Annotated in this window: 23 protein-coding genes; 12 read left to right on the top strand and 11 right to left on the bottom strand. The window is 63.3% G+C overall.

Going from position 1 to position 24,291, the window contains the following annotated elements:
• The first annotated feature begins 69 nt into the window (after window positions 1–69).
• The 6 genes from GXH28_RS05485 to GXH28_RS05460 all read left to right on the top strand — a co-directional run bounded on the left by GXH28_RS05485 (window position 70) and on the right by GXH28_RS05460 (window position 7,199).
• Window positions 70–1,233: an aspartate aminotransferase family protein gene (locus GXH28_RS05485; RefSeq protein ID WP_169238016.1), complete on the top strand. Its 1,164-nt coding sequence runs from the start codon at window positions 70–72 to the stop codon at window positions 1,231–1,233.
• 1 nt (window position 1,234) lies between these two features.
• A complete protein-coding gene (locus GXH28_RS05480) occupies window positions 1,235–2,104 on the top strand; it encodes an alpha/beta hydrolase (RefSeq protein WP_169238015.1) in 870 nt (289 codons plus the stop codon).
• A gap of 16 nt (window positions 2,105–2,120) precedes the next feature.
• The gene (locus GXH28_RS05475) at window positions 2,121–3,191 is read left to right on the top strand and encodes a [LysW]-lysine hydrolase (protein WP_169238014.1); all 1,071 of its coding nucleotides are present in this window, start codon (window positions 2,121–2,123) and stop codon (window positions 3,189–3,191) included.
• Between the two features lie 24 nt (window positions 3,192–3,215).
• Window positions 3,216–4,547, top strand: coding sequence for a homocitrate synthase/isopropylmalate synthase family protein (locus tag GXH28_RS05470; RefSeq protein WP_169238013.1), 1,332 nt, complete (start codon window positions 3,216–3,218; stop codon window positions 4,545–4,547).
• Window positions 4,548–4,610: 63 nt separating this feature from the next.
• The gene (locus GXH28_RS05465) at window positions 4,611–6,479 is read left to right on the top strand and encodes a tetratricopeptide repeat protein (RefSeq protein ID WP_169238012.1); all 1,869 of its coding nucleotides are present in this window, start codon (window positions 4,611–4,613) and stop codon (window positions 6,477–6,479) included.
• Between the two features lie 9 nt (window positions 6,480–6,488).
• Window positions 6,489–7,199, top strand: coding sequence for a hypothetical protein (locus GXH28_RS05460; protein WP_169238011.1), 711 nt, complete (start codon window positions 6,489–6,491; stop codon window positions 7,197–7,199).
• A gap of 19 nt (window positions 7,200–7,218) precedes the next feature.
• On the opposite strand, the gene GXH28_RS05455 is transcribed toward GXH28_RS05460, so the two are convergent.
• Genes GXH28_RS05455 through lepA form a run of 3 tightly spaced genes read right to left on the bottom strand, consistent with a single transcriptional unit; the run spans window position 7,219 to window position 10,463 of the window.
• Window positions 7,219–7,914: an MBL fold metallo-hydrolase gene (locus GXH28_RS05455; protein ID WP_169238010.1), complete on the bottom strand. Its 696-nt coding sequence runs from the start codon at window positions 7,912–7,914 to the stop codon at window positions 7,219–7,221.
• Window positions 7,911–8,615, bottom strand: a complete 705-nt coding sequence (locus GXH28_RS05450) for a chorismate mutase (protein ID WP_169238009.1) — start codon at window positions 8,613–8,615, stop codon at window positions 7,911–7,913. Before GXH28_RS05450 ends, GXH28_RS05455 begins: the two co-directional genes overlap by 4 nt.
• A 9-nt stretch (window positions 8,616–8,624) precedes the next feature.
• The gene (gene lepA / locus GXH28_RS05445; protein WP_169238008.1) at window positions 8,625–10,463 is read right to left on the bottom strand and encodes a translation elongation factor 4; all 1,839 of its coding nucleotides are present in this window, start codon (window positions 10,461–10,463) and stop codon (window positions 8,625–8,627) included.
• Between the two features lie 97 nt (window positions 10,464–10,560).
• Here lepA and GXH28_RS05440 point away from each other — a divergent pair, with 97 nt between their 5' ends.
• Window positions 10,561–11,475, top strand: coding sequence for an alpha/beta fold hydrolase (locus GXH28_RS05440; protein ID WP_169238007.1), 915 nt, complete (start codon window positions 10,561–10,563; stop codon window positions 11,473–11,475).
• A gap of 26 nt (window positions 11,476–11,501) precedes the next feature.
• Here GXH28_RS05440 and GXH28_RS05435 read toward each other — a convergent pair whose 3' ends face one another.
• From GXH28_RS05435 to GXH28_RS05410, 6 genes are all read right to left on the bottom strand, one after another.
• Window positions 11,502–11,831: a hypothetical protein gene (locus GXH28_RS05435; protein ID WP_169238006.1), complete on the bottom strand. Its 330-nt coding sequence runs from the start codon at window positions 11,829–11,831 to the stop codon at window positions 11,502–11,504.
• Between the two features lie 29 nt (window positions 11,832–11,860).
• The gene (menA, locus tag GXH28_RS05430; protein WP_169238005.1) at window positions 11,861–13,564 is read right to left on the bottom strand and encodes a 1,4-dihydroxy-2-naphthoate octaprenyltransferase; all 1,704 of its coding nucleotides are present in this window, start codon (window positions 13,562–13,564) and stop codon (window positions 11,861–11,863) included.
• A gap of 70 nt (window positions 13,565–13,634) precedes the next feature.
• Window positions 13,635–15,077: an aldehyde dehydrogenase family protein gene (locus GXH28_RS05425; protein ID WP_169238004.1), complete on the bottom strand. Its 1,443-nt coding sequence runs from the start codon at window positions 15,075–15,077 to the stop codon at window positions 13,635–13,637.
• Between the two features lie 253 nt (window positions 15,078–15,330).
• Window positions 15,331–15,684 carry a hypothetical protein gene (locus GXH28_RS05420; protein ID WP_169238003.1) on the bottom strand — a complete coding sequence of 118 codons (354 nt, stop codon included), beginning with the start codon at window positions 15,682–15,684 and terminating at the stop codon, window positions 15,331–15,333.
• A gap of 46 nt (window positions 15,685–15,730) precedes the next feature.
• Window positions 15,731–17,398: a UxaA family hydrolase gene (locus GXH28_RS05415; protein ID WP_169238002.1), complete on the bottom strand. Its 1,668-nt coding sequence runs from the start codon at window positions 17,396–17,398 to the stop codon at window positions 15,731–15,733.
• The gene (locus GXH28_RS05410; protein WP_169238001.1) at window positions 17,385–18,251 is read right to left on the bottom strand and encodes an alpha/beta fold hydrolase; all 867 of its coding nucleotides are present in this window, start codon (window positions 18,249–18,251) and stop codon (window positions 17,385–17,387) included. Before GXH28_RS05410 ends, GXH28_RS05415 begins: the two co-directional genes overlap by 14 nt.
• A gap of 72 nt (window positions 18,252–18,323) precedes the next feature.
• Here GXH28_RS05410 and GXH28_RS05405 point away from each other — a divergent pair, with 72 nt between their 5' ends.
• From GXH28_RS05405 to GXH28_RS05385, 5 genes are all read left to right on the top strand, one after another.
• A complete protein-coding gene (locus GXH28_RS05405; protein WP_169238000.1) occupies window positions 18,324–18,635 on the top strand; it encodes a stage V sporulation protein S in 312 nt (103 codons plus the stop codon).
• A 69-nt stretch (window positions 18,636–18,704) separates the two neighbouring features.
• Window positions 18,705–19,529 carry a PHP domain-containing protein gene (locus tag GXH28_RS05400; protein WP_169237999.1) on the top strand — a complete coding sequence of 275 codons (825 nt, stop codon included), beginning with the start codon at window positions 18,705–18,707 and terminating at the stop codon, window positions 19,527–19,529.
• An 84-nt stretch (window positions 19,530–19,613) separates the two neighbouring features.
• Window positions 19,614–20,582, top strand: coding sequence for a lysylphosphatidylglycerol synthase transmembrane domain-containing protein (locus tag GXH28_RS05395; RefSeq protein WP_169237998.1), 969 nt, complete (start codon window positions 19,614–19,616; stop codon window positions 20,580–20,582).
• Window positions 20,583–20,673: 91 nt separating this feature from the next.
• Window positions 20,674–21,852, top strand: a complete 1,179-nt coding sequence (locus GXH28_RS16805) for a glycosyltransferase family 4 protein (RefSeq protein ID WP_169237997.1) — start codon at window positions 20,674–20,676, stop codon at window positions 21,850–21,852.
• A gap of 37 nt (window positions 21,853–21,889) precedes the next feature.
• The gene (locus tag GXH28_RS05385) at window positions 21,890–22,639 is read left to right on the top strand and encodes a DsbA family protein (protein WP_169237996.1); all 750 of its coding nucleotides are present in this window, start codon (window positions 21,890–21,892) and stop codon (window positions 22,637–22,639) included.
• 45 nt (window positions 22,640–22,684) lie between these two features.
• On the opposite strand, the gene amrB is transcribed toward GXH28_RS05385, so the two are convergent.
• Complete coding sequence (gene amrB, locus GXH28_RS05380) at window positions 22,685–23,476, bottom strand: AmmeMemoRadiSam system protein B (RefSeq protein ID WP_169237995.1); 792 nt, start codon at window positions 23,474–23,476, stop codon at window positions 22,685–22,687.
• A 12-nt stretch (window positions 23,477–23,488) separates the two neighbouring features.
• Complete coding sequence (locus GXH28_RS05375; protein WP_169237994.1) at window positions 23,489–24,271, bottom strand: rhomboid family intramembrane serine protease; 783 nt, start codon at window positions 24,269–24,271, stop codon at window positions 23,489–23,491.
• Between the last annotated feature and the right edge of the window lie 20 nt (window positions 24,272–24,291).

Raw genomic sequence — 24,291 nt, 5'->3', positions numbered from 1 at the left:
GTCTTGCCCCTGCCGCACGGTGCCCCGATGAATCCAGGGGAGACCGATTCGGTCGTACAATGCCTGGCTATGACGCACTCCATCCGGGAAATCGAGCAGCGCTTTACCTCGGGTGTGTATCCGAAGCGCGACCTGACCCTCGTGCGCGGCAAGGACGCGACCGTATGGGATGATGAGGGGCGCGCCTATGTGGACTGCGTGGGCGGGCAAGGCGTAAGCACTTTGGGGCACGCCAACGAAGCTGTAGCCCGCGCGATTGCCGAGCAAGCGCTGAAGCTGATCTCATGCCCTGAGATTTTCTACAACGACACGCGCGCGCAGTTCGAGGCGCTGCTGATATCCATCCTGCCGGCTGGGTTGGAGCGGGTTTATCTGTGCAACAGCGGCGCCGAAGCCGTCGAGGCGGCCATCAAGTTTGCGCGCCTGAGCACGGGGCGGCCAAACATCGTGGCAACCGTGCGCGCCTTCCACGGGCGCACCTTGGGCGCGCTGAGCGCTACCTACGAGCCGAAATACCGCGAACCATTTCAACCGCTCGTGCCCGGATTCAGCCACGTACCCTACAACAACATCGAGGCGCTGGCCGCGGCTGTGAACGATCAGACCGCTGCCGTCCTCATCGAAGCCGTTCAGGGCGAAGGCGGCGTCCATCCCGGCACGCCCGAGTACCTGCGCGCCGCGCGTGAGATCACCGAACAACACGGCGCGCTGCTGATCGTGGACGAAGTGCAGACCGGCTTTGCCCGCACCGGTCGGTGGTTTGCGGTCGAACACAGCGGCATCGCTCCCGACCTGATGCCGATGGGCAAAGCCATCGCCGGGGGCGTGCCGATGGGCGGCGTAGGGATCCGCCCCACCGTGAAGAACTTGGCCCCCGGCGTGCACGGCAGCACCTTCGGCGGCAACCCGCTGGCCTGCGCAGCCGGCATCGCCTCGATCCATGAGATGAAGCGACTCGACCTGCCCCGCCAGGCCGCCGAGAAAGGGGCTTATTTCAAAGAGCGATTGGAAGAAGTGAACGCCCCGGTCATCCGCGAAGTGCGCGGCGCCGGATTGTTGATCGGTGTCGAGTTGAAGACGAAAGTCGCGCCCTACTTGCGCGCGCTGCAAGCCGAAGGGGTGCTGGCGCTGCCAGCCGGCCTCAATGTGCTGCGCTTTCTGCCCCCGGCTGTCATTACCTACGAACAGATTGACTTCGTCGTGGAGAAGACCGCCAAAGTCCTCGCTGCGTAGTATGAACACATTTCCACTGACCGACGCCATCCCGGCCCACGAGGAAATAGAACGCCCCTCCTCGATAGGAGAGACGATGTTCATCCGCCATTGGCAGCCGGAAGGCGAAACGCGCGGCTCGGCGGTGCTTGCGCATGGCGTCTTCGAGCACAGCGGGCGTTATCACCACGTCGCCGAGCGCTTCACGCGACGCGGATATCAGGTCTGGGCGCCCGACCACTACGGGCATGGCCGCTCTGCCGGCCCGCGCGGATACATCCAGCATCCGAATCATTTCATAGACGACCTCAGACTCGTCGTCGAACTGGCGACGATGGCAACCGGATGCAAGCCGATCTTGCTGGGGCACAGCATGGGTGGCACAATCGCTGCGCTGTATGCCATCCGGCAGCAAGAGACGCTGCGCGCGCTGGTGTTATCGTCGCCGGCGCTGCGCATCCACGCTTCGGACTGTGTCATCGCCATCGGGCGCATCGTCAGCGACATCATCCCGGCTGCGCCAATGCCCAGCGGGCTTTCGCAGCCTGCGACGCACAACCAGGCCTGGGAAGCATGGAAAGCGAGCGATGCGCTCCGACACAACCGGCTGACCTTTCGCACTGCCCGATTCATCGTGGACGCCGGCGAAGAAGCGCGCGCCCAAGCCCATACGCTGGGCATCCCGGTGTTGCTGCTGGTGGCCGGCGAGGATACCTACGTGGATAAGCGCGGCGCGCACGAGTTCTTCGCGCGGTTGCCGGCCAACACCGGCGAACTTCACGAATATGCCGGCTTCTACCATGAAATCTTCAACGAGGTCGAGCGAGAGACGCCGCTGAGCGACCTGGACGCATGGCTGGAGAAGCTGGACAGGGGGGCAAGGCGTGGTTGACGATTCGCCATTACGCATGATCGCGCTGCTCGAACAATGCGTGCGCATCCCCTCGCTCAGCGGGCAGGAGCGCGCCGCGGCGGATTTTCTGTGCAGGGAGATGCGCCGACGTCGCTTCGACCGCGCCTTCATTGACGAGGCCGGCAATGCCATCGGCGTGGTCGGCCATGGCGCACGCCAAATCGTGCTGCTGGGTCACATAGACACGGTGGGCGGCCACGTGCCGGTGCGCTACGAAGACGGCAAACTCTACGGGCGAGGCACGGTGGATGCCAAGGGGCCGCTATGCGCTTTCATCCTCGCGGCCGAGGCGCTGGCCCCGGCGATTGCGCCGGAATGGCAGATCATCGTCGCCGGCGCGGTGGAAGAAGAAGCGGCAACCTCTAAGGGGGCGCGTTTCGTCGCGACACAGTACCGGCCGGAGATGTGCATCATCGGCGAGCCAAGCGGCGCCGACGGCATTACGCTGGGCTACAAAGGGCGCCTGCTCATTCAGGCGCATGTCGAGCGCCCGTCGCAACATACGGCAATCCCCGAACCGAGCGTCAGCGAATCGGCCGTCATGCTGTGGAACCACGTCAAGGCGCTGGCCGACGCATGGAACGCAGACAAGCCCAAAGCCTTCGACCAGTTATTGCCATCGCTGCGCCGGATCCAGTCCGGCGACGACGGGCTGCGCGAATGGTGCGACATGGTCATCGGCATGCGATTGCCGATCGCGTTTGGGCCGGATGCGCTGCAGCGCGAGATCGAAGCCTGGCAAGCAAGCAGACCCGATGGGCATCGCTTCGCGTTGAGCTTCAGCGGGGCCGAGCCGGCCTGGCGCGCCCCCAAAGATACGCCTCTGGCGCGCGCGTTTGTAGATGCCATTCGCGCAGAAAAGATGCGACCGGCTTTCAAGCTCAAAACAGGCACGGCCGACTTCAACGTGGTTGGGCCGGTTTGGAACTGCCCGATCATCGCCTATGGCCCGGGCGATTCATCGCTCGATCACACGCCGCACGAGCATATAGCTATTGACGAGTTCGAGAAGGCGGTTAGAGTACTGATTGCTGCGCTGCGATCTTTCGTCGCCGCCAAGTCATGACGCACACAACTTCACACCGAAACCATGGCCGCAGATTTTTCGTTTCATCACTACCGACCACGCGCGCTCGAAATCATAGACACGACGCTGCGCGAGGGACAACAGTCATCGCTGCTACACGACCACTACAAATATTTCTTCAGCACCACCGATAAGCAGGAGATCACGCGCAGCTTGATCCTCTACGGCGTGAAGTTCATCGAATTGTTCGCGCCAAACGTCAGCCCGCAAGAAGCCGAGGATTGGCAGGCGATCAAAGCCGTGCGCGATGAACTGATCACGCAGAAGGGCTACACCTTCCTGCTAGCGCATGTGCGCTGCCATCCGGCCGATGTGGAGGCCGCCATCCGCGCCGGCGCCGACGGACTCAACATGTACATCGGCACCTCGGACGCCTCGCGCAACTTCAACCACGGCCACGGCTTGGAGGAGGTCGCCCGACGCGCGCGCACGCTCATCGAAGACGTGCGGCGCCATCACCCGCACCTGGTGCTGCGCTTCAGTGGCGAGGACGCCTTTCGCACGCGCGAGGCCGACTTGTTCCGCGTCTATGACCAGGTGGTCGAGTGCGTGGATCGCCTGGGCACGCCGGACACAGTCGGCGTCGCGACGCCGACCACCGTCGCGCAACGCGTGCAAGCGCTGCGCGCGCGCTACCCCAAGGTCGCCCTGGAAGGCCACTTTCACGACGATCGCGGATTCGCGCTGATCAACGCGCTCGAAGCCGTGCGAGCCGGAATGCAATACATTCAGACCACGCTGCTGGGGATCGGCGAGCGCAGCGGCATTACCAGTATGACCGCCCTGCTGTTCAACCTCTTCATTGACCGCGAATACGATCGGCTAGAAGGCTATCACTTGCGCGGCTCGTATCCGATCAATGTCATGATGGCCGACAAGCTGCGCAAGCTCGTGCCCTCAAAGGAGCCGGTGAGCTTGACCAATCGCACACACGCCGCCGGCGTCCACCAAAAGGGAATGCTCAACAGCAGCCAGACATACGAAGCGCACCCGCTCGACCAGTTCGGCGTGACCGAGTCGGAGATCCTGCTCGGCCCACTCAGCGGATGGAATATCATCCATTACTTCCTTAAAGAGATTTGCGGTTTCGAGATTGACGAAGCGACGGCCAAAGCGATCTCCGCGGAGTTCAAAAACCGCATCTACAACATCGCCCCCGGGGCCTCGCCCGCCGGCTTGCTCATCCACATCGCGCAAGAAGAGTTCGGCCTGCGCTCCCTGCAAGTGCCTGAGCAGTTCCGAAACGCCGTGGCGCAGAACCTGACCGACGCCTCGACGAAGGAAATCGGCGAAGTCCGGCACGCCAGCGGCGTCATCCTTCGCACGCGCCAATAAGCACTGGGATGAGGCCTCGTCCCCCCCCCGACTTCCCTTTTCTCGGCTGATGGAATAAGCTTGATGTTGGAGCCATTCGACATGGAACGCACCTTGGTTCGCCATTGCATCGTGATCCTTGCTGCATTAACGAGCCTGATCGCGCCGGCGGCGCTCATCCGCGCCGACATCGCGCCACCGGAACAGGCGCCGGGCAGCAATATCCAACCCGAAGGAACAACGCGGGTACAAATGGCCGCGGAGCGCGTCACCATCGAAGTGTTGCGCGTCAAAGGCACGCGCAACACCGGGTTGCCGGTTGCCAACGTCGTCGCCATGTTCACCATGCGCAACACCGGCAACGCCCCCGAAAAAATGACCGTGCGCTTCCCGTTGAGCGATCCCAGCGGCCAGGGAGACGGCTTGGGGGGCCATCCGGAGATCGAGCAGGTGACCGTCACGGTCAATGGCAAACGTGCGCCGACTCGGGTCATCACTACCCCGAACCCGAGGGGCGAGTCGGAGCCGCCGATTCGTTGGGCGGCGTTCGATGTGACTTTCCCAGCCGACGGGGAAGTTGCAATTAGCGTCCAATACACACTGCGGTCCACAGGCTATCCACCCTACGGTCGGTTCAAGTACATCTTGGAAACCGGCGCTGGCTGGTATGGCCCGATCGGCCTGGCGTCGTTGGTGTTAAAACTCCCCTATGAAGCCAACGCGGAGAACGTCGTGCTTGGGCAATCTACGCCGGGTGGGACTTTCGTCGGAGATGAAGTGCGATGGACGTTCAAGGACATCGAGCCTGACGAACAGGACAACTTCTACGTGACAGTATTGGCGCCAATCGTCTGGGAGCGCATTCTGGAGGCTCGCCGGCGAACGGAAGCAATGCCAAAGAGCGCCGCAGCCTGGCGCGAATTGGCTCAAGCCTATCTCAGTGCGATCTTCGGCAAATATCGCCCGGAGATCGGGGAGAACTTCATCCCGCTGATCGAAGAGGCTTACCGGCGCGCGCAAGAGAACGCCCCGACCTCAGCACAACTTCACGCGGAATGGGCACAGGTTTTGCTCAACCTATATCCGCCTCTGTTCAACCTCGATCCGGCAATCGCTGAGAAGATCCTCGCTGCGCTCAAGGCGGCTTTCGAGCGTGACCCGAGCAATCCCCTGGCGCAGAAGGTGTTATCGGATATGCGGGATTGGTTGACACAGCTTGCTCAGTCCTCTGGCGCAGAGGCCGAGACGGCCAAAGAGCAGCTCGAACAACTCGACCGAATCGCCCGCGAAACAGGAGCGGATCGGTTCGCGGCAACGCCGACGATCGTGCCCCCCCCTGGATTGGCAACGGCTACACCGACGCCCCCGACCACACCAGAGGCGGCGATCGTAACGGTCCCCGGCACGCCGGTAGCCGAGCCATCCCCGACCGCTGAGGCGATGACGCCGGCGCCCACACCGTTCGTCTCTTCCAGCATCGTGACATCCACCACAGAGGCCGGCGCGGTAATCACCGCGACAACCGTCAGCCCGGCCACGACGACGCTGACCGCTACGGGGACAGCCGACATCGTCGCCGTAGCGCCGTCAACGGCGACAGAGGCGAGCGCAACCACGATCATCACAACGCCCGGTGCGATCGCTCCGGCTACAGGCACTGTGAGTGAAGCTACAGCAGTGGCGGAGGCGACACCCCCCACACCTACAGCCGGGGCAACGCCGGCTGCTCAGGAGGCTGCAGCTACAGCCCCAAGCGCTGCCCAGGGCACATTACCCGCGATCTGGCTTGCCCTGCTGCTGACTTACATCGTCGGAGGTGCAGCCACATATGGCATCCACAGCTTGATGATCCGGTGTGACCGCGAACGCGCCGCACAGCATGCCGAGGGCCAAGAACAGACGGTGGAACAAGCCCCAGATTCGACCACGGATCAACCCTCCGCCGACCTATAATTTGTGCAGATGGCGTTTACCATCAACGATCTGCAGGATTTAACGCGCCTACTGGCTACCCGGCCGGAATGGCTCAGCGAGGTACGCCGCCTTGTGCTAACCGAGGAGTTGCTCTCGCTGCCGGATATCGTGCGCAGCTTGGCCGAAGCCCAACGCCGAACCGAGCAGCGCCTCGAAGAACTGGCCGAAGCCCAACGCCGCACCGAGCAGCGCCTCGAAGAACTGGCCGAAGCCCAACGCCGCACCGAAGAAACCGTGCGTCGCCTGGTCAATCAGATGGCTGAGGTGCGCGGCGACACGCTCGAGATCAAATTCCGCGACAAAGCACATGCTTACTTCGGCCGCTGGCTGCGCCGCGCCCGCGTCGTTCCCTTCATCGAGTTGGAGGAGCAACTGGAGAGCAAACTTACCGACGACGAACTCGTCGAGTTGTCCCTGACCGATATCCTGGTGCACGGCCGGCCGCGTCTGGCACTTGGCGCCGATGAAGTGTGGCTGGCGGTCGAAGTATCGTCGGTGGTAGACGCAAACGACGTGAGTCGAGCGCAACAGCGCGCTGCATTGCTACGGCGAGCCGGGCTGCGCGCCGTGCCTGTAGCCGTAGGAGCGCGCATCATTCCCCAAGCCAGGTCGCTGGCAGAGACGTTAAACGTGGCTTTGATGCGCGATGGCGCCGACGAGGGCTGGGAAAGGGCTTATCAAGCCGCAACGCAGAACTGATTCCGCACTCGGCGCGAACTTAGGACGCTTGCGCGGTGCCCAATGCGTCGAGGGCAGCCTTGCCGCGAGTCACCGGACCATGACCGACGGCGACGATCTCCAAGCACAGCGCGACTTGCTCCCGCACGCTCTGCAGGCCGCGGGCGTAGTCCCAATTTACCGGCCTGTCCACAAAGCGCGGCTTGCCGCTCAGCGCATCCAGTGAGTCGCCGGCGAACAACAACTTGAAAGCCGGGGCATAGAACGAAAGATGATCCGGCGTGTGCCCGGGTGAGGCAATGACTATTAGCCCGCCCAGCACAGGCAGCTTCTGCCCCGGAACGAGGATCTCATCTACGGGCGTCGGGGCCGTCGGCATGATTAAGCGGCTTAACACGCTGAACGTTCCACGAACCAGGACACTGCCTCGTATCTCGCGCGACATGGTGCCTCGCGCCATCGCCGCAGCCTCGCCGGCGCTGGCGCAGACGCGCGCGCCGGTCGCCTGACGCAGCGCATTAGCGTCGCCGTAATGGTCCGGATCGGCGTGGGTGATGAGAATGCGGCGCAGTTCCTCCGGCCGTCTGTTCAACTGCGCAATCGTGCGCAACACGAGATTGGCGCCGCTGCCGGCAACGCCGGCATCCACCAGCGTCAACTCCTCCGGTTCAGCGATGAGGTACAGATTGACGAATCGGCTTTTGAGTTGGTAGACGCCAGGGATGATCTCAATCATGATACTTGGGGGTGGTCGCGCAGCGCAGCCACCTGTTGAAGAAAGCGCACCTCCAGATCGAGCGTCTGCTCGATCATCCAGCGGAAGACCTCGGTCATCAGGTCGGCGCGCAGCGCGTAGCGCTGTGCAGCGTCGCGCGCCTGCGCAATCACGTCGCTCTCGCGCTGCGGATCCCGCAGGGCCGCGCGCAGCACATCGGGCCGATCGGTCAGTTGTAGCACCGACGAATTGCATTCCAGCTTGGAATAGGCGACAAACGCGCCGAGGTAGATGCGTTCGTTGATGCGCGCCAACAGATCGGCATCGGCATATGCCGTTTCGCCGTAGTAGTGCGGATCGTCGCCGGGCCGGCACAGGCGAGGCAAGATAGAGACGTAGAAGCGGATGAGTTGGTCGCGCGGCGGAGAGGCGATCGTCGGCAGGCGCGGCAGGTTGAGCTTGCGGCGCACCGGCGATGGGGCCACGACCTCAGGCACCAACGGATGTTGGTCGGGCACATCGAAGCGGCCCAGCGAGGCATGGTATCGCTCCAACCCTTCCAGCGACCATTCCATCAGCGAGATGCCCGGCCGACCTTCGATGGGGATCGCGCCGGGCATGTAGACCGCCTCGTTCAAGACAAACCACGAGCGGTCTTTGAAGCGGCCGACGATCTGCTCGTTCAGCCGGTCCAGCTTGGCGCGCAGTTCAGCGAGGTCCATGGAAGCAGTTCACTCTTCCAGCTTGAGCATGGCCATAAAGGCTTCTTGCGGAATCTCGACCGAGCCAAACATCTTCATGCGCTTCTTGCCTTCCTTCTGCTTTTCGAGCAGCTTACGCTTGCGCGTGATGTCGCCGCCGTAGCACTTGGCCAACACGTCTTTGCGCAACGCTGGCTTGGTCTCGCGCGCGATGATCTTCGCGCCAATGGCCGCCTGGATCGGCACCTCAAACATCTGGCGGGGGATGACTTCTTTGATCTTCTTAGTCAGCGCGCTGCCGCGCTGCTGCGCCTGGTCGCGATGGACGATCATGGCCATGCTGTCGAGCGGCTCGCCGTTGATGAGAATGTCCATCTTGACCAGATCGCCGCTGCGATAGCCGTCAAAGTGATAGTCGAGCGAGGCATAGCCGCGGGTGATGCTCTTGAGCTTGTCGTAGAAGTCCACGATCATCTCGGCCAGCGGCATGCGGTATTTCAACATCACGCGGTTAGCATCGAGATATTCCATCGCCTCACTCACCCCACGGCGCTTGGTCACCAGTTCCATGATCGGGCCGATATATTCCTTCGGCGTGAAGATTTCAATCTTCATCCACGGCTCGCGCATCTCGGCCAGCCGAGATGGATCGGGCATGTCGGCCGGGCGATCCACCTTGATCACCTCGCCGTTGGTGAGCACGGCCTCATACTCCACGCTCGGCGCCGTCACCACCACATCCAGGTTGTATTCGCGTTCCAGCCGCTCCTGAATGATCTCCATGTGGAACAGGCCGAGGAAGCCGACCCGAAAGCCGAAGCCGAGCGCGGCGCTGTTCTCCGGTTCGAAGGTCAGCGAGGCGTCATTCAGTTGAAGCTTCTCTAACGCATCGCGCAGCAGCGGGTAATCGTCGGTATAGGTGGGGAAGATACCGGCAAACACCATGGGCTTGGCCGGTTTGTAGCCTTGCAGCGGCTCCGCCGGCCGCGCTGCATCCAACATCGTGTCCCCCACGCGACACTCGCGCACGCTCTTGAAGCCGGTGGCGATGTAACCCACCTCGCCGGCGCTCAATTCGCCGACCACGGTCATGCGCGGGGAGAACGTGCCAATCTCAATCGCTTCGCAGGCCGCGCCCGTGGCAGCCATGCGCAGCTTGGTTTTCATGTTCACCCGACCGTTGACGATACGCACGTAGGCAATCACGCCCTTATACGGATCGTAGTGCGAGTCGAAGATCAGCGCTTGCAAAGGCGCATCGGGGTCGCCCGACGGCGGCGGCACCTCGCGCACCACGCGCTCCAACACCGCTTTGATGCCGATGCCTTCCTTTGCAGAAATGCGCAAAATGTGCGCCGGGTCATCGCCCAACAAGTTGCCCACTTCCTGCGCCACCTCATCCGGCCGGGCGTGCGGCAGGTCAATCTTGTTGATGACGGGAATGACGTGCAAGTTGGCTTCCAGAGCCAGATAGAGGTTAGCCAGGGTTTGCGCCTCGATGCCCTGCGAGGCATCCACGACGAGCAACGCGCCCTCACAAGCGTTGAGGGCACGGCTGACCTCGTAGGTGAAGTCCACGTGGCCCGGCGTGTCAATCAGATTGATCTCGTAGGTGTGTCCGTCATCCGCCCGGTACGTCATGCGCACGGCCGACGCCTTGATCGTCACCCCCTTCTCGCGCTCGATGTCCATCGAATCGAGCACTTGCTCCTGCATCTCGCGCTTGCTGATCGTGCCGGTAAATTCCAACAGACGATCGGCCAGCGTGCTCTTGCCATGATCCACATGTGCAATGATGCAGAAGTTGCGGATGCGGCTGAGCGCGGGAGGGGGCGAAGCTGGAACGGCGTTCGTTACAATACCTGTCATCACAACCCAACGTGCGGTTCGATTATAGGTCAGCCGCGCCATGCGTGAGGAAGCCGTGCGCGAGGCAGCGATTCACCCTCGAAACGACCACCGAGCCATGAGTCATCCGTATCCTGGTCCGATGCAGCCGGCGCCGCAACTTGCGCCACACGCGCGCACGCTCCGGCTCCAATGGCCTGATGGCGCTGTGCAGTACTTCGAGGCCGGCGCGCCTCATGCGCCGGCGATCGTCCTGATTCACGGCCTGCAGGACGAGGCCGACACCTGGCGACACGTCTTCGAGCGCCTGGCGCAGACGCATCACGTCATCGCGCTCGACCTGCCGGGATTCGGGCGCAGCGACAAAGCGCGCCGCCGCTACAGCGTGCCGTTCTACACTCGCGTCGTGCTGGGATTGATGGATGCGCTGAAAATCGGCTATGCCACGTTGATCGGCAGCTCGCTCGGCGCGATGATTGCCGAAACGATCGCCCTCACGCAGCCGGCGCGCGCCTCCGGGCTGGTGTTGATCGGCGGCACGATTCACATCGTCGAGCGACCGGCCGCGGCTCCGCGCAATCTCGTCCAACTCCTGCGCCTGGCGGCAAACGACCGACGCTACTTCGAGGCGCTGCGGCGATCGCCACAGGCCGCTTATGACTCCCTACGCCCCTACTATGCCAACTTGGACGATCTGCCGCAAACGGATCGCGATTTTCTGTTCCAACGCGTCAACGAGCGGGTGTGGGACGAAGCACAGCGCTTGGCGTCGCTGTCGGTGCAGATGAACCTGCCGATCTTTTTGGCGTTTCAAGGGCGCGCGCTGATCAGGCGCATCCCGGCCAGCGCAGTGCCGACAACGGTGATCTGGGGCGCAGAAGACCGCATTCTGCCGATGAGCAATGGAATTGCGCGGACCGCGATCCAGCGCGCCTCACGCTGGATTCGCATCGAAGCCGCAGGTCACCTGCCGCATCAGGAGAAGCCGGAGGACTTTCTGCGCGCTATCGCGCCGATGGCGCGGACGAGGTGAGCGGCGCGTTGTGCAGGCGTGCGCGCTTACGACGGCAGCAGGCCACGTGGGCCTTCATCGGCCGAGCCGCGCGTGTCGGGGTTTTCGTCGTCGAAACCGCCACCCTCGAGCCAGGCATCAATGCGCGCTTGCTCACGCCCGGCGTCGTATCCAACGGCGAACATGGTCTTACACAGCGCGCGAATGGTGATCTCGAACGCTTCGCGGGCATCTTCCTTGGCAAAGTTCCAGGCGCGTTCCTCGCCCTGGAGTTGGAGGCGATCCACGTGCTCCATGATTTCGGGATCCACCAGCTCTTCAAGGGGGGTGTCCCCCAGCACGTTCTCCAGCCATTTGGCGAAGTCAGATTGAGTCATCGGTTATTCGCCTACCCGTCAACTGTTGGTTAGTATACAAGCCGGCCCACCATCGCGCCGACGAAGCCGAGGATCAACAGCCAGCCGAACCAGCCGTGTAAGCGAGCGGTGGCGCGCAGCACCCGATTCAGCGTGCGCGGCTCATCGGTGGCGTATGCGCGTTGAACGAGCGAGATGCCCATCGGCATGACCAACAGCGGCAACAACGCCAACAGCGGCGCATAGCCGATCACCACTAACACCACCAGGACGACGAAGCTCCCGCTCACCAGCACCAGATACTCCCATTTGCTGGCCTGACGACCCAAGATGTTTGCCAGGGTGCGCTTATTCTTGGCCAGGTCGCCTTCCAGATCACGCATGTTGTTGGCATGTAGGATCGCTGCAACGAGGAGGCCGATGGGCAGCGAGAGCAGCACCCCATGCAGCGGCGCAGCCTGCGCTTGGACGTAGTAGCTGCCGATGACCATCACCGGCCCCATGAAGACGAACACCACGATCTCGCCTAGGCCGATGTAGGCGAAGGCTTTGGGGCCGGCGGTATAAAACCAACCGGCAAGGACGCTCAAGATGCCCAGCATCAGGATGAACACGCCGCGCACTGCGACCAGATACAGGCCGATGAGCGAGCCCACGCCGAAGCAGACCAGCGCGCCGACGAACACCTGTTGCGGCGTGAGCATGCCTTCTTGCAGCGCCCGGTTCGGGCCGAGCGACTCTGGCGTATCCGCGCCCTTCTTCCAGTCGAAGTAGTCGTTGGCGAGGTTCGTGCCGGCATGGATGAGCACCGAGCCGACCAGCGTGAGCGCGAACAGCCACAGGTCGAAGTAGCCGTCGTAGGCCGCCAGCACTGCGCCGAGCGTCACCGGCACCAGGCTGGCTGTGAAGCTGAACGGCCGCGTCGCCATCCACCACACCCGCACGAAGCGGCGGATGCGCGGTTCACTTTGCACCGCCGGCGCCTGCGCTGTAGCCCGATGGGCGTCGGCAAGGCGCCACGGCACCAGTTGCCGCTCCACCTCGCCCATCAGCCAGTTTGCGCCGAAGCCGAGCAGCGCCACCACGATGAGCGCCGCGAAGATGGTCGGGATGTCATACACCTGATAGGCTGCCCAGATCATTGCGCCCAGGCCGCCCTGCGGCAGCAACAGCTCGGTGCCGACGATGACGGTGAGCGCAAAACCCAGGCCGAGGTTGACGCCGGTGAGGATGCTCGGCAGCGCACCGGGCAGCGCCACCGTCCAGATCAGGTCCCATTTGTTCGCGCCGTTGTTGCGAGCGATGTCGAAGTAGCGCGCATCTACGTTCCGCACACCGGCCACCGTGTTGAGCACGACCAGGAAGAACACCGACACCACCACGATGGCGTACTTGGCCGGCTCGCCGATGCCCAGCAGCAGCACGACCATGGGCACCAGCGCGATCTTGGGAACAGAATAGAGGGCTGCGACCAGCGGTGTGAAGAGCGCGCGGGCGATGCCGCTCACACCCATCACCACGCCGAGCAGGATGGCCGGGGCGGTCGCCAGCACGAAGCCCACCGCCACGCGGCGCAGGGTGATCGCCGTGTGAGTGAGCAGCGTGCCATCTTGCAGCAACGCCATCAGCCGCGCGAAGATCTCGCTGGGCATCGAGAAGAAGCGCGCATCGAGCGCGCCCAGGCGCGCCAGCGCTTCCCACAGCGCCAGCAACACCAGCGGCGATACCAACGTCAACCCACGCTCTCGTGCCATATCTCCAAACCGGTCTTCCGCGCAAGAGACTATAGCCGGCACAGATAAGGCGTTGCTAAGCGCTGGCGCGTCAACCGTATTTCACATATACGGTCTTCGTCCGCGTATAGAACTCCATCGCTGCGCGCCCTTGCTCCTTAAATGTATTGGCGCTGCTGCCCTTGAACCCCCCAAATGGCGCCTGCAAAGCGACGCCGGTCGTCGGCTCGTTCACCTTCACCACGCCGGCCTCGATGCGATCAGCGAAGCGCATCGCCTTGTTGAGGTCGTTCGTGACGATGCTGGCCGATAGGCCGAAGCCGATGCCGTTCGCTTTGGCCACCGCATCATCGAAGTCTTTAGCCCGGATGACGCCGATCACCGGCCCAAAGATCTCCTCTTGCGCGATGCGCATCCCGGGTTCGACATCCTCGAACACGGTGGGCCGGATGAAAAAGCCGGCGCCGGCCGGGATCGGCTCGCCACCGACCAGCAGCTTCGCGCCCTCGCCCTTGCCGATGCCAACATACTCCAGGTCGGTTTGCAACTGCTCGGCGCTCACTGCCGGCCCCATCTGCACGCCGCTCTCCAGCCCATTGCCTACTTTGAGGTTGCGCGCGGCTTCAACCAGCGCCTGGGTGAATGCATCGGCCACCTTCTCTTCCACGATGACGCGGCTGGTGGCGGTGCACGCCTGCCCCGTAAGTCCGAAGCCGCCGCGCACGGCGATGTCCACGGCCAACGGGATGTTGGCGTCGTTGAGCACGATGGTGGGGTTCTTGCCGCCCATCTCCAACTGAGTTCGCACCAGGTTGCGCGCCGTCTTCTCGTAGATCTTGACGCCGACAGCATACGAGCCGGTGAAGCTGAGGCCGGCGATCTCTTTGCTTTCAGCCAATGTATTGCCCACTGCGCTGCCGCTGCCGACGACAAGGTTAATCACACCCGGCGGCAGCCCGGCCTCAATCAAAATCTCAACCAGTTTGAGCGCCGTGTGGGGCACAAGCGAAGCAGGCTTGAACACCACCGTATTGCCGTAGGCCAGGGCCGGCGCAATCTTCCACGCCGGAATGGCAATCGGGAAGTTCCACGGGGTGATGACGGCGATGACGCCCAGCGCCTCACGCTTGGTGAACAGCAGCGTGTCCGGCGTATTGGCCGGGATGACATCGCCCCCGGCGCGAAAGCCCTCGCCGGCGTAATACTTGAAGATGTCGCGCGCGCGCATCACCTCGGCTTTGGCTTCGGCCAGCGTCTTGCCTTCCTCGCGGGTGAGCGTCTCGGCCAGCTCATCGGCGCGTGCGGCGATGAGCTGGCCGGCTTTGTCGAGGACGGCCGCGCGGCTCGGCCCTGGCAGCGCGGCCCACTTCGGCAGCGCTTCTTTGGCCGCTGCAATAGCGCGTTTCGTGTCCTCGGCAGTCGCCGAAGCGAAATACCCGATCACCTCGCCGGTCGCCGGGTTGATGTTCTCAATCGTTTTACCGTCGGATGCGCCGACCCATTCGCCGGCAATGTAGTTTTTGAAGATAGACATGGCTCTACAGGACCAGGATGTGAAGTGTGAAGCGTGATGCGCAAACGCGCATCGTCGCAGGACTGCCGTCGCAGCCCTGCGATCGGCGAAAGCGATGCCGATGCAGGGCCGAGCCAAAACGAATCCTTGCGCAGCTCAATTATCCATCATCTAGGGTCGCCCCGAGACGCAAGCGCGATTCACGCGTTGGGCAAACCAACGGCCAATATCCGGGCACGAGCGCGCACGCCAATGGCAACCGCGACGCTTTCGCCTAGCCCATCATCGTCCGAATGCGCGCATGGACGACGCGGCGCAATTCACGCAGGCGAGATTCAAACTCTGGGTCGCCATCGTCGGCCAGCGCCTCCGGCGACCAATCATGGCAATCGGCCAGGTGCAACAGCACACCGGCAGCCTGCGCCCGCGTCTCCCGATTCACGCTGCGCCGCTCCAGCAGCTCCAGCAGCGTCCAGCCCGACACAAGCAGCGTTGTGCGCTCACGCAGCGACTGCCAGAACGCGCCGGTTCGGCCAAATCGGCGCTCGTGAATCAGCGCATGCAAGTCCGCAATGCTCAGGCCGTCGTAATACGCGCGCTCCTCGCGCGCCTCAGATTCAAATTCCATACAAATGTCGCCATGGCTGAGACATAGCCGGTGCGGTGGACTGACCTTAAAGAATCCCCCCCAAGTTCCACGGCTGGAACTCTTCTTCGCCGATGCCTTGCGCTTCGCTCTTGGAGGGCTTGCCGGATGCCACTGCGATCACATAGTCCAGCAGCTCATCGGCCACCACTTGCATCGGCACACCCTCTAGCACCTTGCCGGCGTTGATGTCCATATCCTCTTCCATGCGCCGGTAGGTCGCGCTGTTGCTGACCACTTTGATGCTGGGCGCCGGCTTGAAGCCGAAGCACGAGCCGCGGCCGGTGGTGAACACGATCAGGTTGCAACCGCCGGCCACCTGCCCCGTGGCACCGACCGGATCGTACCCCGGCGTATCCATGAACGTGAACCCCTGGTGCGTGATCGGCTCGGCGTAGTCCACCACGTCCACCAGCGGCGTCGTGCCCGCTTTGGCCACCGCGCCGAGCGACTTCTCGTAGATCGTAGTTAAGCCGCCGGCTTTGTTGCCATGCGATGGATTGTTGTCTATCTCGACGCCGTGCTTGGCGGCGTGCTGCTCCCACCAGCGAATCTTGCGGATCAGCTTCTCGCCCACTTCGCGGCTCACGGCGCGGCGCGTGAGCAAGTGCTCGGCGCCGTAGATCTCGGGGGTCTCGGCCAACACCACGCTGCCGCCCTGCCGGACGATCTCATCAGAGACCATGCCCAACACCGGGTTCGCCGTCACGCCGCTCCAGCCGTCGCTGCCGCCGCACTGCAACGCGACGGTCAGCTCGCTGATCGGCGTCGGCTCGCGCCGATACTGATTGACGACCGGCAACAACGCCTCCACCATCGCAATGCCGGCCTCGATGGTCTTGCGCACGCCGCCGGTATCCTGGATCGTGAGCGAGGGCGGCGCGAGGCGTGGCGCGCCAGCCATAGCGGGTTGAGGATTCACGGAGCGCATGGCCGGCGCTTCTTTGATGGCGAGGTGATAGTTCTCAACCAGCGCGCCGATCTGGTTGACCTCGCACCCCAAACCCACAAGCACATAGCCGCCGATGTTAGGATGCGCGGCGATGCCGGCCAGCGTACGCTGCAGCAGGATGTAGTCCTCGCCGCCGACGCGCGTGGCGCAGCCGAAGCCATGGGCAATGGCAATGACACCATCTACGTTCGGGAAGTCGGACAGCCGCTCTGCGGTGAAATGGTGGGCGATGCGTCGCACCGTATGTGCGGAGCAGTTCACCGTGCCAATCACTGCGATGTAGTTGCGCGTGCCCACGCGGCCGTCGGCGCGGCGATAGCCCATGAACCGTCGGCGCTCCGCTTCCGGCACCAACGCCACCGGCCTGACGTCGGCCCCGAAGGCGTAATCTTGATCGAATCGCGTTTGCAGAGATACACGATCGCGCGTTTCGACGCCTACGGCCAGGTTGTGCACGTGCACGTGGTCGCCCAGCGCAATATCGCAGGTCGCAAAGCCGATCACCTGGCCATAGCGCCGCACCGGCCGGCCTTGCTTCACCTCGCGGATGGCGAACTTATGGCCGGAAGGGATTAACGCGGGGAGTCGCAGCGACGCGCCGTGGCGCGTGCCTAGGATGGTTGTGCCGGCGGCCAGATTCACCTTCGCAATCGCCACGTCGTCGTCGGGATGCAACTGAACGGCGACATCGTCGAAAGGCAGGGGATTCGGTCCAGCCGGGGAGAGCAGATCAATGGCTGTCATCACGGAGGAAGTTTTTGACTATTCGCGCGAATTCATCCGTCTTTTCGACCATCGGCAGGTGGCCGCATGCGTCAATCCAAACCAGCTTGCCGCGCAGGGCGAGGCCGGCGGTGTATTCTGCGTTGCGCGGCGGCATGATTTGATCGTTGCGACAGTGGATCAGCAAGACCGGCATCAGCAACCGCGCAAAATCGTGCGGCGTCTCCCAGTTCAATGACGCCTTCACCGTCAGGTTGGCCGTCCGCTCATCCATCTGCAAAAAGTCGTTCAGGCCATCGCGCAGCACGGTGATATCATCGGGCAAGCGATGGAAGTAGCGACTGCCCAACAGCTTCGCAAATCCATCGCTCGCGGCGAATGGGAGCTTACGCACTTTGACGAGCAGGCCGGTCACGCTGTGCATGAACGCGATCATGCGACGCTCGCGCTCATCGCGGAACGTGCTGAAATTGCTGATGATCAGCCTTCGCACACGGGCCGGCTGCATGGCCGCCAGCGCGATCGCCACGCCAGAGCCATAGCTGTGCCCGACTAAGTCGCACTGCGCGAGACCCATTTCATCCATGAACTCCAGGACGACGGATGCCAACCCACGATGGGAATGGGTGTCTGGCCCGTCCGGGCTATCTGCAGCGAGCAAAGGCGGCGAGAATCCAAAGCCGGGCAGATCGGGCGCATAGCAACAAAACGCATCCGCCAACGCGCGCATCACGGGCAACCAATAGCGCGACGCGCCGCCCCAGCCATGAATGAACAACAGCGGTGGAAGCGACGACGGTCCAGCTTGACGATAAGCCAGCTTGCCGCAGCGCAGGGGAGCAACATCGTCACCGTCGTTTTTTCGCAGATGCATATCCCCGCTTAAGCTGCGTCTCATATCCATCTCAATTGCACACGCACAATGCATTATATGGGAGCGTCGAACATGACCGATCACACGGCGCCAGGTGCAGAGGCGGTTCCAGCCCGAGGGAAGACAGAGATCATCAAGGTCTCAGCTCAATCGCGATCCACAGCAGTTGCCGGCGCAATCGCTGGCATTATCCGCGAGCGTGGGCGCGTGGATGTGCAGGCCATCGGCGCCGGCGCGGTCAACCAGGCCATGAAGGCGGCGGCGATTGCGCGCGGGTATCTCCTTCTTGACGGAATCAACATCGTGGTCATCCCGTCGTTCTCCGATGTGGTGATCGAAGGCGCCGAACGCACCGCAGTGCGACTCTCGATCGAGCCAAGGTAGAAGCGCCTGTCACGCTGTGGTGTGATTGCCCTCTTCCGTTTTTAGGCCGCATCCGTTATCTTCAGGTAGATGCGAACGGAGCTTCACTGTCACACCACAGCATCGGACGGGCTATACACGCCCGCAGAAATCGTGCGCCTGGCGAGCCGGAGCGGCGTCACGCTCATCGCCATCACCGATCACGACACCATCGCCGGCAACGACGAAGCCGCAACCGCAGGCAGCGCGCACGGCGTGTGCGTGATCCCGGGCATCGAGGTGAGCGCGCTCTCGCGTCATGCGGAGACCCACGTGCTGGGTTACGGCGTCCGGCCCAGCGACGCAGCGACGCTCGCCCGGATTGCGACGCTGCGCGGGGTGCGTGAATCGCGCGCGCGCAGCATCCTCGGTAAGCTCACGCGCTTCGGCATCCACATCCCCTTCGAGCAGGTGAGGGCGCTGGCAGGCGACGCGATGATCGGGCGGCCGCATATCGCCCGCGCCATGGTCATGGCCGGCGTCGTCCAGACTGAGCAGGAAGCGTTCGCCCTGTATCTGGCAGAAGGCAAGCCGGCGTTCACCCCGCATGAGGGATTGACGCCCGCGCAAGCCGTGCAACTCATCCACGACGCCGGCGGCCTCGCTGTGCTCGCCCACCCCGGCCTATATGCCGGCGACCTGTCCGCTTTGCTCGATGAGATCATTCCGGCCGGGCTGGACGGGATAGAGGTCTTCTACCCCCTGCACACCCCAGAGCAAACAGCGCGCTTCGCCGAACTCTCGCGCCGGCATCATCTGCTGCTCACCGGCGGCAGTGATTTCCACGGCCCGCGCGGCGATGCAGAGCAATCCCTGGGCAGCGTTCATCTTCCGCCAGAGCATGTTGAAGCGCTACTGGCGCGGCTGGGAGGGTGATAAGCTTGGCCGCACGCCGGTGGGAGCGCCGCAGGCGCCAATGCGGCCCATGCGCGAACCTCCACTCCTGGGCAGGACGACATCATGCTCAAAAACTGGAAATTCTGGCTCGGCATGGCGATCAGCGCCTTCGCGCTCTACCTCACGCTGCGCGATGTGGACTTTGCAGCGTTCGCCCGGGCGGTGGCTACGGCGCAGACGGCTTGGTTGCTCCCGGCTTTCGTCGCCTTTATGGCCGGTTTAGCCGTCCGCGCGCTGCGCTGGGCGACGCTGATGGGCGAGTCGCATTTTGGCGTCGCCTTCCACGCCATGAACATCGGCTACATGCTCAACATGGTGCTGCCGTTTCGTGTGGGCGAGATCGGTCGCGCCGTTGTCATCGGCCAGCGCACCGAGGTGAGCACAGCGACGGCGCTCTCGTCCGTCGTGGTCGAGCGTCTGCTCGACCTGGCCGCCGTCGTCCTGCTGGCCTTCAGCTTCGCACAGTTCATTCCAATGGATCCAACGCTCGCGCGCGCCGCGGCGCTCGGCGCCGGCCTGGTCATCCTGTTGATCGCCGCCGTCGGCGCGGCGATTGGGCAATCGGCGCGCTTCGAGGGAGTGCTCCATCGGCTGCTGGCGCGCCTTCCACGCTTCAACGCGCAAATCTGGTTACGGCGTTACCGCGACTTCTGCGCCGGCTTCAAGCTGATCAACTCCGCTAAGCGCTTGATCATCGTGCTCCTGACGACGACAGGCATCTGGTTAGCGCAGCTCTTTGTCGCATACTTCACGATGGCTGCCTTTCTGCCGCCGCGCATGGATCAAGCCGGCCTCACGCTCGTCGCCGCTAACCTGGGCGGCGCGGCGCCATCGGCACCCGGCGGCCTGGGGACGGTGCAGTTCTTCGCCCGAACGGCGTTGGTCGCGCCGTTCAATATTGACCCGACGCAGGCCACGGCGTTCGTCTTCGTGTGGTCGCTCTCGCAGCAACTGGCGCTGATCGTGCTGGGCGTGATCGGGATGGCGCGGATCGGCCTGTCATTCGGCCAACTACGTCCGGCCAGGACCTAGCGACCATCAGGCGTCACAGGGTGCCGGCGCCCTGAGAGTCGCGCAAGCTAGTGTATATTCTGCTCGAAGCCGATAGCCTCCGGGGTCGAGCGTGCGCATACTCCAAGTCCTCACCTACTATCGCCCTCACATCAGTGGACTCACCATCTACGTCGAACGCCTCTCGCGTGGACTGGCGCGTGCCGGCCACCAGGTGACGGTGCTCACGTCTCAGTATGACCCTCACCTCGCACGCAGCGAAGTTCTGGACGGCGTTTCAGTGGTGCGCGCGCCGGTGCTGGCGCGGATCAGCAAAGGGGTGATCATGCCGACTTTCGGTGTGATACTGCGCCAGCTTTTGCCACAGTTCGACCTGGTTCATCTGCATCTGCCCCAGTTCGATGGCGCCGGCATCGCCATCAACGCCCGCCTGTTCGGCAAGCCATCGTTGCTGACCATCCACGGCGACATCCGTCTGCCCGGGACCTGGTTCAATCGCATCGTTCAACCCGTCATTAACCTGATGAATGACATTGCGGGATACAACGTGGATCGCATCGTCTCATACACCGAGGACTTTGCGCGGCACTCGCGCTACCTCTCCCGCTACGCGCACAAGCTGGCGGTCATCCCGCCGCCGGTAGAAATGGAGTTGCCCAGCCCCAGCGACATCGCGGACTTTCGTCAAAAGTGGCGCGTGTCCCATGAGCAGCATCCGCTGATTGGAATGTGCGCCCGGCTGGCCACCGAGAAGGGCGTGGAGGTGCTGGTGCGCGCGTTGGCGATCATTCGGGAGACGCGACCGAACGCGCGCGTGATCTTCGCCGGGCCACATCGGAACGTCATCGGCGAAGAGGCATATGCGCGTCGGTTGCAGCCGCACTTCGACGCGCTGGGCGACGCGTGGACGTTCGTCGGATCACTGCAGGGCCGCGCGCTTTCGGCCTTCTTCGCCTCGTGCGATGTGACGGTGCTTCCCAGCCTGAACTCCACCGAGTCGTTCGGCCTAGTGCAAGTCGAGTCTATGTTGTGCGGCACGCCATCCATTTGCAGCGACCTGCCCGGCGTGCGCGTGCCCGTGCAGACCACCGGGATGGGCGAGGTGACGCCGGTTGGCGATGCATCGGCGTTAGCCGAGGCCATCCTGCGGGTGTGCGACAATCGCGCTGCCTATGTCAAACCGCGCGACTTCATCCTGCAACACTACAGCACCGCGCGGACCGTGAGCGAGTACGAGATGCTCTACCAGGCGTTGATTCGAGCGTGCGCGTCGCAACCAAACAGGGCGTAAAGCACAAGAGACAAGCTTTTGAAAAGAATCTCCAACCATGATGGAACCGCTCCAAGAATCTACCCTCATCACATCCGACCGCGCTGCGCTCAAGTGGTTCGCATTGGGCGCAGCGTTCGGCGCCATCGTCGCCGTGGGCGCCATGGTGATCTTCACCGCAGCGCGCACGCCGAGCGCCGCAACGCCGAAGCCTACCGAGGTCGGCATGACGCTGCCCGACGCCCAGCCCTTCCTGCCGAAGGTGGCCGTGCGCGGGCCGAACACCCAGGGCAGCGCCGATGCGCCTGTCACCATCGTGGAATACAGCGATTTCAATTGCGGCTTCTGTCGTCGCTTCTATGCCGAGACGCTCCAGCGCATCCTCGACGAGTACGTCAAGACCAACAAGGCGCGCTTCAGCTACAAGCACTATCCCTTCCTGGCCGAATCATCCATCTGGAAGGCCGAAGCTGCCGAATGCGCTGCGGAACAGGGGCGATTCTGGGACTACCACGCTTTGCTGTTCACGCAGGACATCGTCGGCCAGGACGAAGCGACTATGAAACAAGCGCTGACGACCGCTGCTTCGGGCATTCAACTCAACAGCGAGGCGTTCGCCGACTGCCTGAAGGCCGGCAACGCGCGGCAGCGCGTGCAGGCCGACGCCGAAGAGGGACGACGGTTGGGCGTCTCCGGCACGCCTTCCTTTCTGATCAACGGCCGGCCGCTCGTCGGCGCGCAGCCCTACGAAGCGTTTAAGGCGATGATCGAGGAAGAGCTGGCCAAAGCATCGTCCCCCACGCCGTAGCGCACATCCGCATCACCTCATCTGCGACCCGGTCGCGAGGCAGCCCTAACGGTAGAGCGCAAAGGCGGCTCGGCTGCCCTGGCGCGCGAGCAACCGCCCATGCTGAGCCCCTTTCGCTTTAGCCAATCGGATGGCCAGCGCCACCACCGCTGCATCGGCCGATCGCGCCATCGGTCTGTGACCGCTTGAACCGAACAAGCTTTTGAACCTGCCGGAACGGGGCGCAGGCGCTTCACCGGTAAAGAATCGGCCGTCCAGCCGCTCAATCGCGTCGCAGGCAGCCTGTTCATGCGACTGCGGCAGATTCGCCACGGCGACGATCAGGCCGAATTCTCCCACCACGCGATCCCAGCCCGGCGCGGCAAGGTCAGCGCCGGCCGGGATGCGCAGCGGCAGGCACTGAGTGTCGCCCGTCACCACTTGGATAAACGGCAGATGATTTTCGAGCACCGGCTCATCGTCGGGCGCACGCAGGACCGCCACACCGGCCTGATCCAGCGCATCCAGGGCAGGCGTCGCGATGGCCATCGAGTCGAGCGGTGTGGCATAGGCATCGGCCAGGTCGCACAGCACAGCGCCGATGTCATCTGGCGCACTGGCCGCCGGCGCCAGCAACACCGTCAACGACGAAGCAAGCGGTGCGCTGAGGAGCAGCTTGTATGCGTGGCCGGCGACCGGGCCAAATTCAGGGTGCGCCCCGTGCGGCACGATCACCGCGCACAACGCGCCGGGAACGTTCACCCCGGCCGCGTCTTCGACAAACGACTCCACGGAGGCGCGTAAGCGACCGGGGTCGGCGAAGTAGTGACGACCCGCGTAGCGGGGCAAACGCACCATGAGGCGGATTGGCTAAGGGAAGCGGGATGACTGCACCGACGTCGCGATGAACGTCAGCGCGACCAGGCCGAGGCAGAAGGCAGCCAACGGCAACGCCTGCCGAGACAGCGAGTTGGTGTCCATCACCATGCCGTTCGACAGCTCCGGCCGGCGGCGCTCGGAGACGACCGGCTCAAAGGCGCGCGCGAACGGATCCATCGGCGCATAGCGCGGGCACAGGAAGGAGCTCAGGATTAACCCGCCTGTGAAGCCGCCGAAGTGCCCCCAATTGTCAATGTTGCTGCCGGGCGAGAGGCCGATTATGACGTTGATCAGCAGAATCGTGCCGAGGTTGATCAATTGCTGCTGACCCAGCCGACCGAACATCTCCCGATGCCTGTAGAAATACACCAGCAGCGCGCCGAACAAGCCAAACAGCGCCGTGGATGCGCCGGCCGATCGGCCTTGGGTGAGCATATAGCTGAAGATCGCGCCGGACAACCCAGACAACAAGTAGATGGCCAGAAAGCGCGGACGGCCGTACAGCGATTCGATTTGCCGGCCCAACTGGAACAGGGCGAACATGTTGAACAGCAGATGCGCGATGCCGATGTGGATGAAGTTGGCCGTGAAGAGTCGCCAGTACTCCTGATGCGTCGCGATCAGCCAAGCGGTGTTGGCGCCGAAGCGATCGAGCACGGCCGGATTCTGCGTGCCGCCCGCCAACGTCATGACGGCGAAGAGGAAGATGTCCACCCCCATCAACACGTAGGTCCAGAAAGGCTTCGCCGTGGGAATGGGGATGGGGATGGTCATGTGCGGCTCACTCAGCGAAG

Source organism: Candidatus Roseilinea sp. NK_OTU-006 (assembly GCF_012931985.1).
Lineage (GTDB): Bacteria > Chloroflexota > Anaerolineae > J036 > Brachytrichaceae > JAAFGM01.
Note: the sequence above shows the minus strand (reverse complement) of the source record. Positions and strands in the feature narration are given on the sequence as shown.

Bases quoted from the DNA above. Each gene is read 5' to 3' on its own strand.
- GXH28_RS05485 (WP_169238016.1), top strand. From the start codon at position 70: ATGACGCACTCCATCCGGGAAATCGAGCAGCGCTTTACCTCGGGTGTG.
- GXH28_RS05480 (WP_169238015.1), top strand. From the start codon at position 1,235: ATGAACACATTTCCACTGACCGACGCCATCCCGGCCCACGAGGAAATA.
- GXH28_RS05475 (WP_169238014.1), top strand. From the start codon at position 2,121: ATGATCGCGCTGCTCGAACAATGCGTGCGCATCCCCTCGCTCAGCGGG.
- GXH28_RS05470 (WP_169238013.1), top strand. From the start codon at position 3,216: ATGGCCGCAGATTTTTCGTTTCATCACTACCGACCACGCGCGCTCGAA.
- GXH28_RS05465 (WP_169238012.1), top strand. From the start codon at position 4,611: ATGTTGGAGCCATTCGACATGGAACGCACCTTGGTTCGCCATTGCATC.
- GXH28_RS05460 (WP_169238011.1), top strand. From the start codon at position 6,489: ATGGCGTTTACCATCAACGATCTGCAGGATTTAACGCGCCTACTGGCT.
- GXH28_RS05455 (WP_169238010.1), bottom strand. From the start codon at position 7,914: ATGATTGAGATCATCCCTGGCGTCTACCAACTCAAAAGCCGATTCGTC.
- GXH28_RS05450 (WP_169238009.1), bottom strand. From the start codon at position 8,615: ATGGACCTCGCTGAACTGCGCGCCAAGCTGGACCGGCTGAACGAGCAG.
- lepA (WP_169238008.1), bottom strand. From the start codon at position 10,463: ATGACAGGTATTGTAACGAACGCCGTTCCAGCTTCGCCCCCTCCCGCG.
- GXH28_RS05440 (WP_169238007.1), top strand. From the start codon at position 10,561: ATGAGTCATCCGTATCCTGGTCCGATGCAGCCGGCGCCGCAACTTGCG.
- GXH28_RS05435 (WP_169238006.1), bottom strand. From the start codon at position 11,831: ATGACTCAATCTGACTTCGCCAAATGGCTGGAGAACGTGCTGGGGGAC.
- menA (WP_169238005.1), bottom strand. From the start codon at position 13,564: ATGGCACGAGAGCGTGGGTTGACGTTGGTATCGCCGCTGGTGTTGCTG.
- GXH28_RS05425 (WP_169238004.1), bottom strand. From the start codon at position 15,077: ATGTCTATCTTCAAAAACTACATTGCCGGCGAATGGGTCGGCGCATCC.
- GXH28_RS05420 (WP_169238003.1), bottom strand. From the start codon at position 15,684: ATGGAATTTGAATCTGAGGCGCGCGAGGAGCGCGCGTATTACGACGGC.
- GXH28_RS05415 (WP_169238002.1), bottom strand. From the start codon at position 17,398: ATGACAGCCATTGATCTGCTCTCCCCGGCTGGACCGAATCCCCTGCCT.
- GXH28_RS05410 (WP_169238001.1), bottom strand. From the start codon at position 18,251: ATGCATCTGCGAAAAAACGACGGTGACGATGTTGCTCCCCTGCGCTGC.
- GXH28_RS05405 (WP_169238000.1), top strand. From the start codon at position 18,324: ATGACCGATCACACGGCGCCAGGTGCAGAGGCGGTTCCAGCCCGAGGG.
- GXH28_RS05400 (WP_169237999.1), top strand. From the start codon at position 18,705: ATGCGAACGGAGCTTCACTGTCACACCACAGCATCGGACGGGCTATAC.
- GXH28_RS05395 (WP_169237998.1), top strand. From the start codon at position 19,614: ATGCTCAAAAACTGGAAATTCTGGCTCGGCATGGCGATCAGCGCCTTC.
- GXH28_RS05385 (WP_169237996.1), top strand. From the start codon at position 21,890: ATGATGGAACCGCTCCAAGAATCTACCCTCATCACATCCGACCGCGCT.
- amrB (WP_169237995.1), bottom strand. From the start codon at position 23,476: ATGGTGCGTTTGCCCCGCTACGCGGGTCGTCACTACTTCGCCGACCCC.
- GXH28_RS05375 (WP_169237994.1), bottom strand. From the start codon at position 24,271: ATGACCATCCCCATCCCCATTCCCACGGCGAAGCCTTTCTGGACCTAC.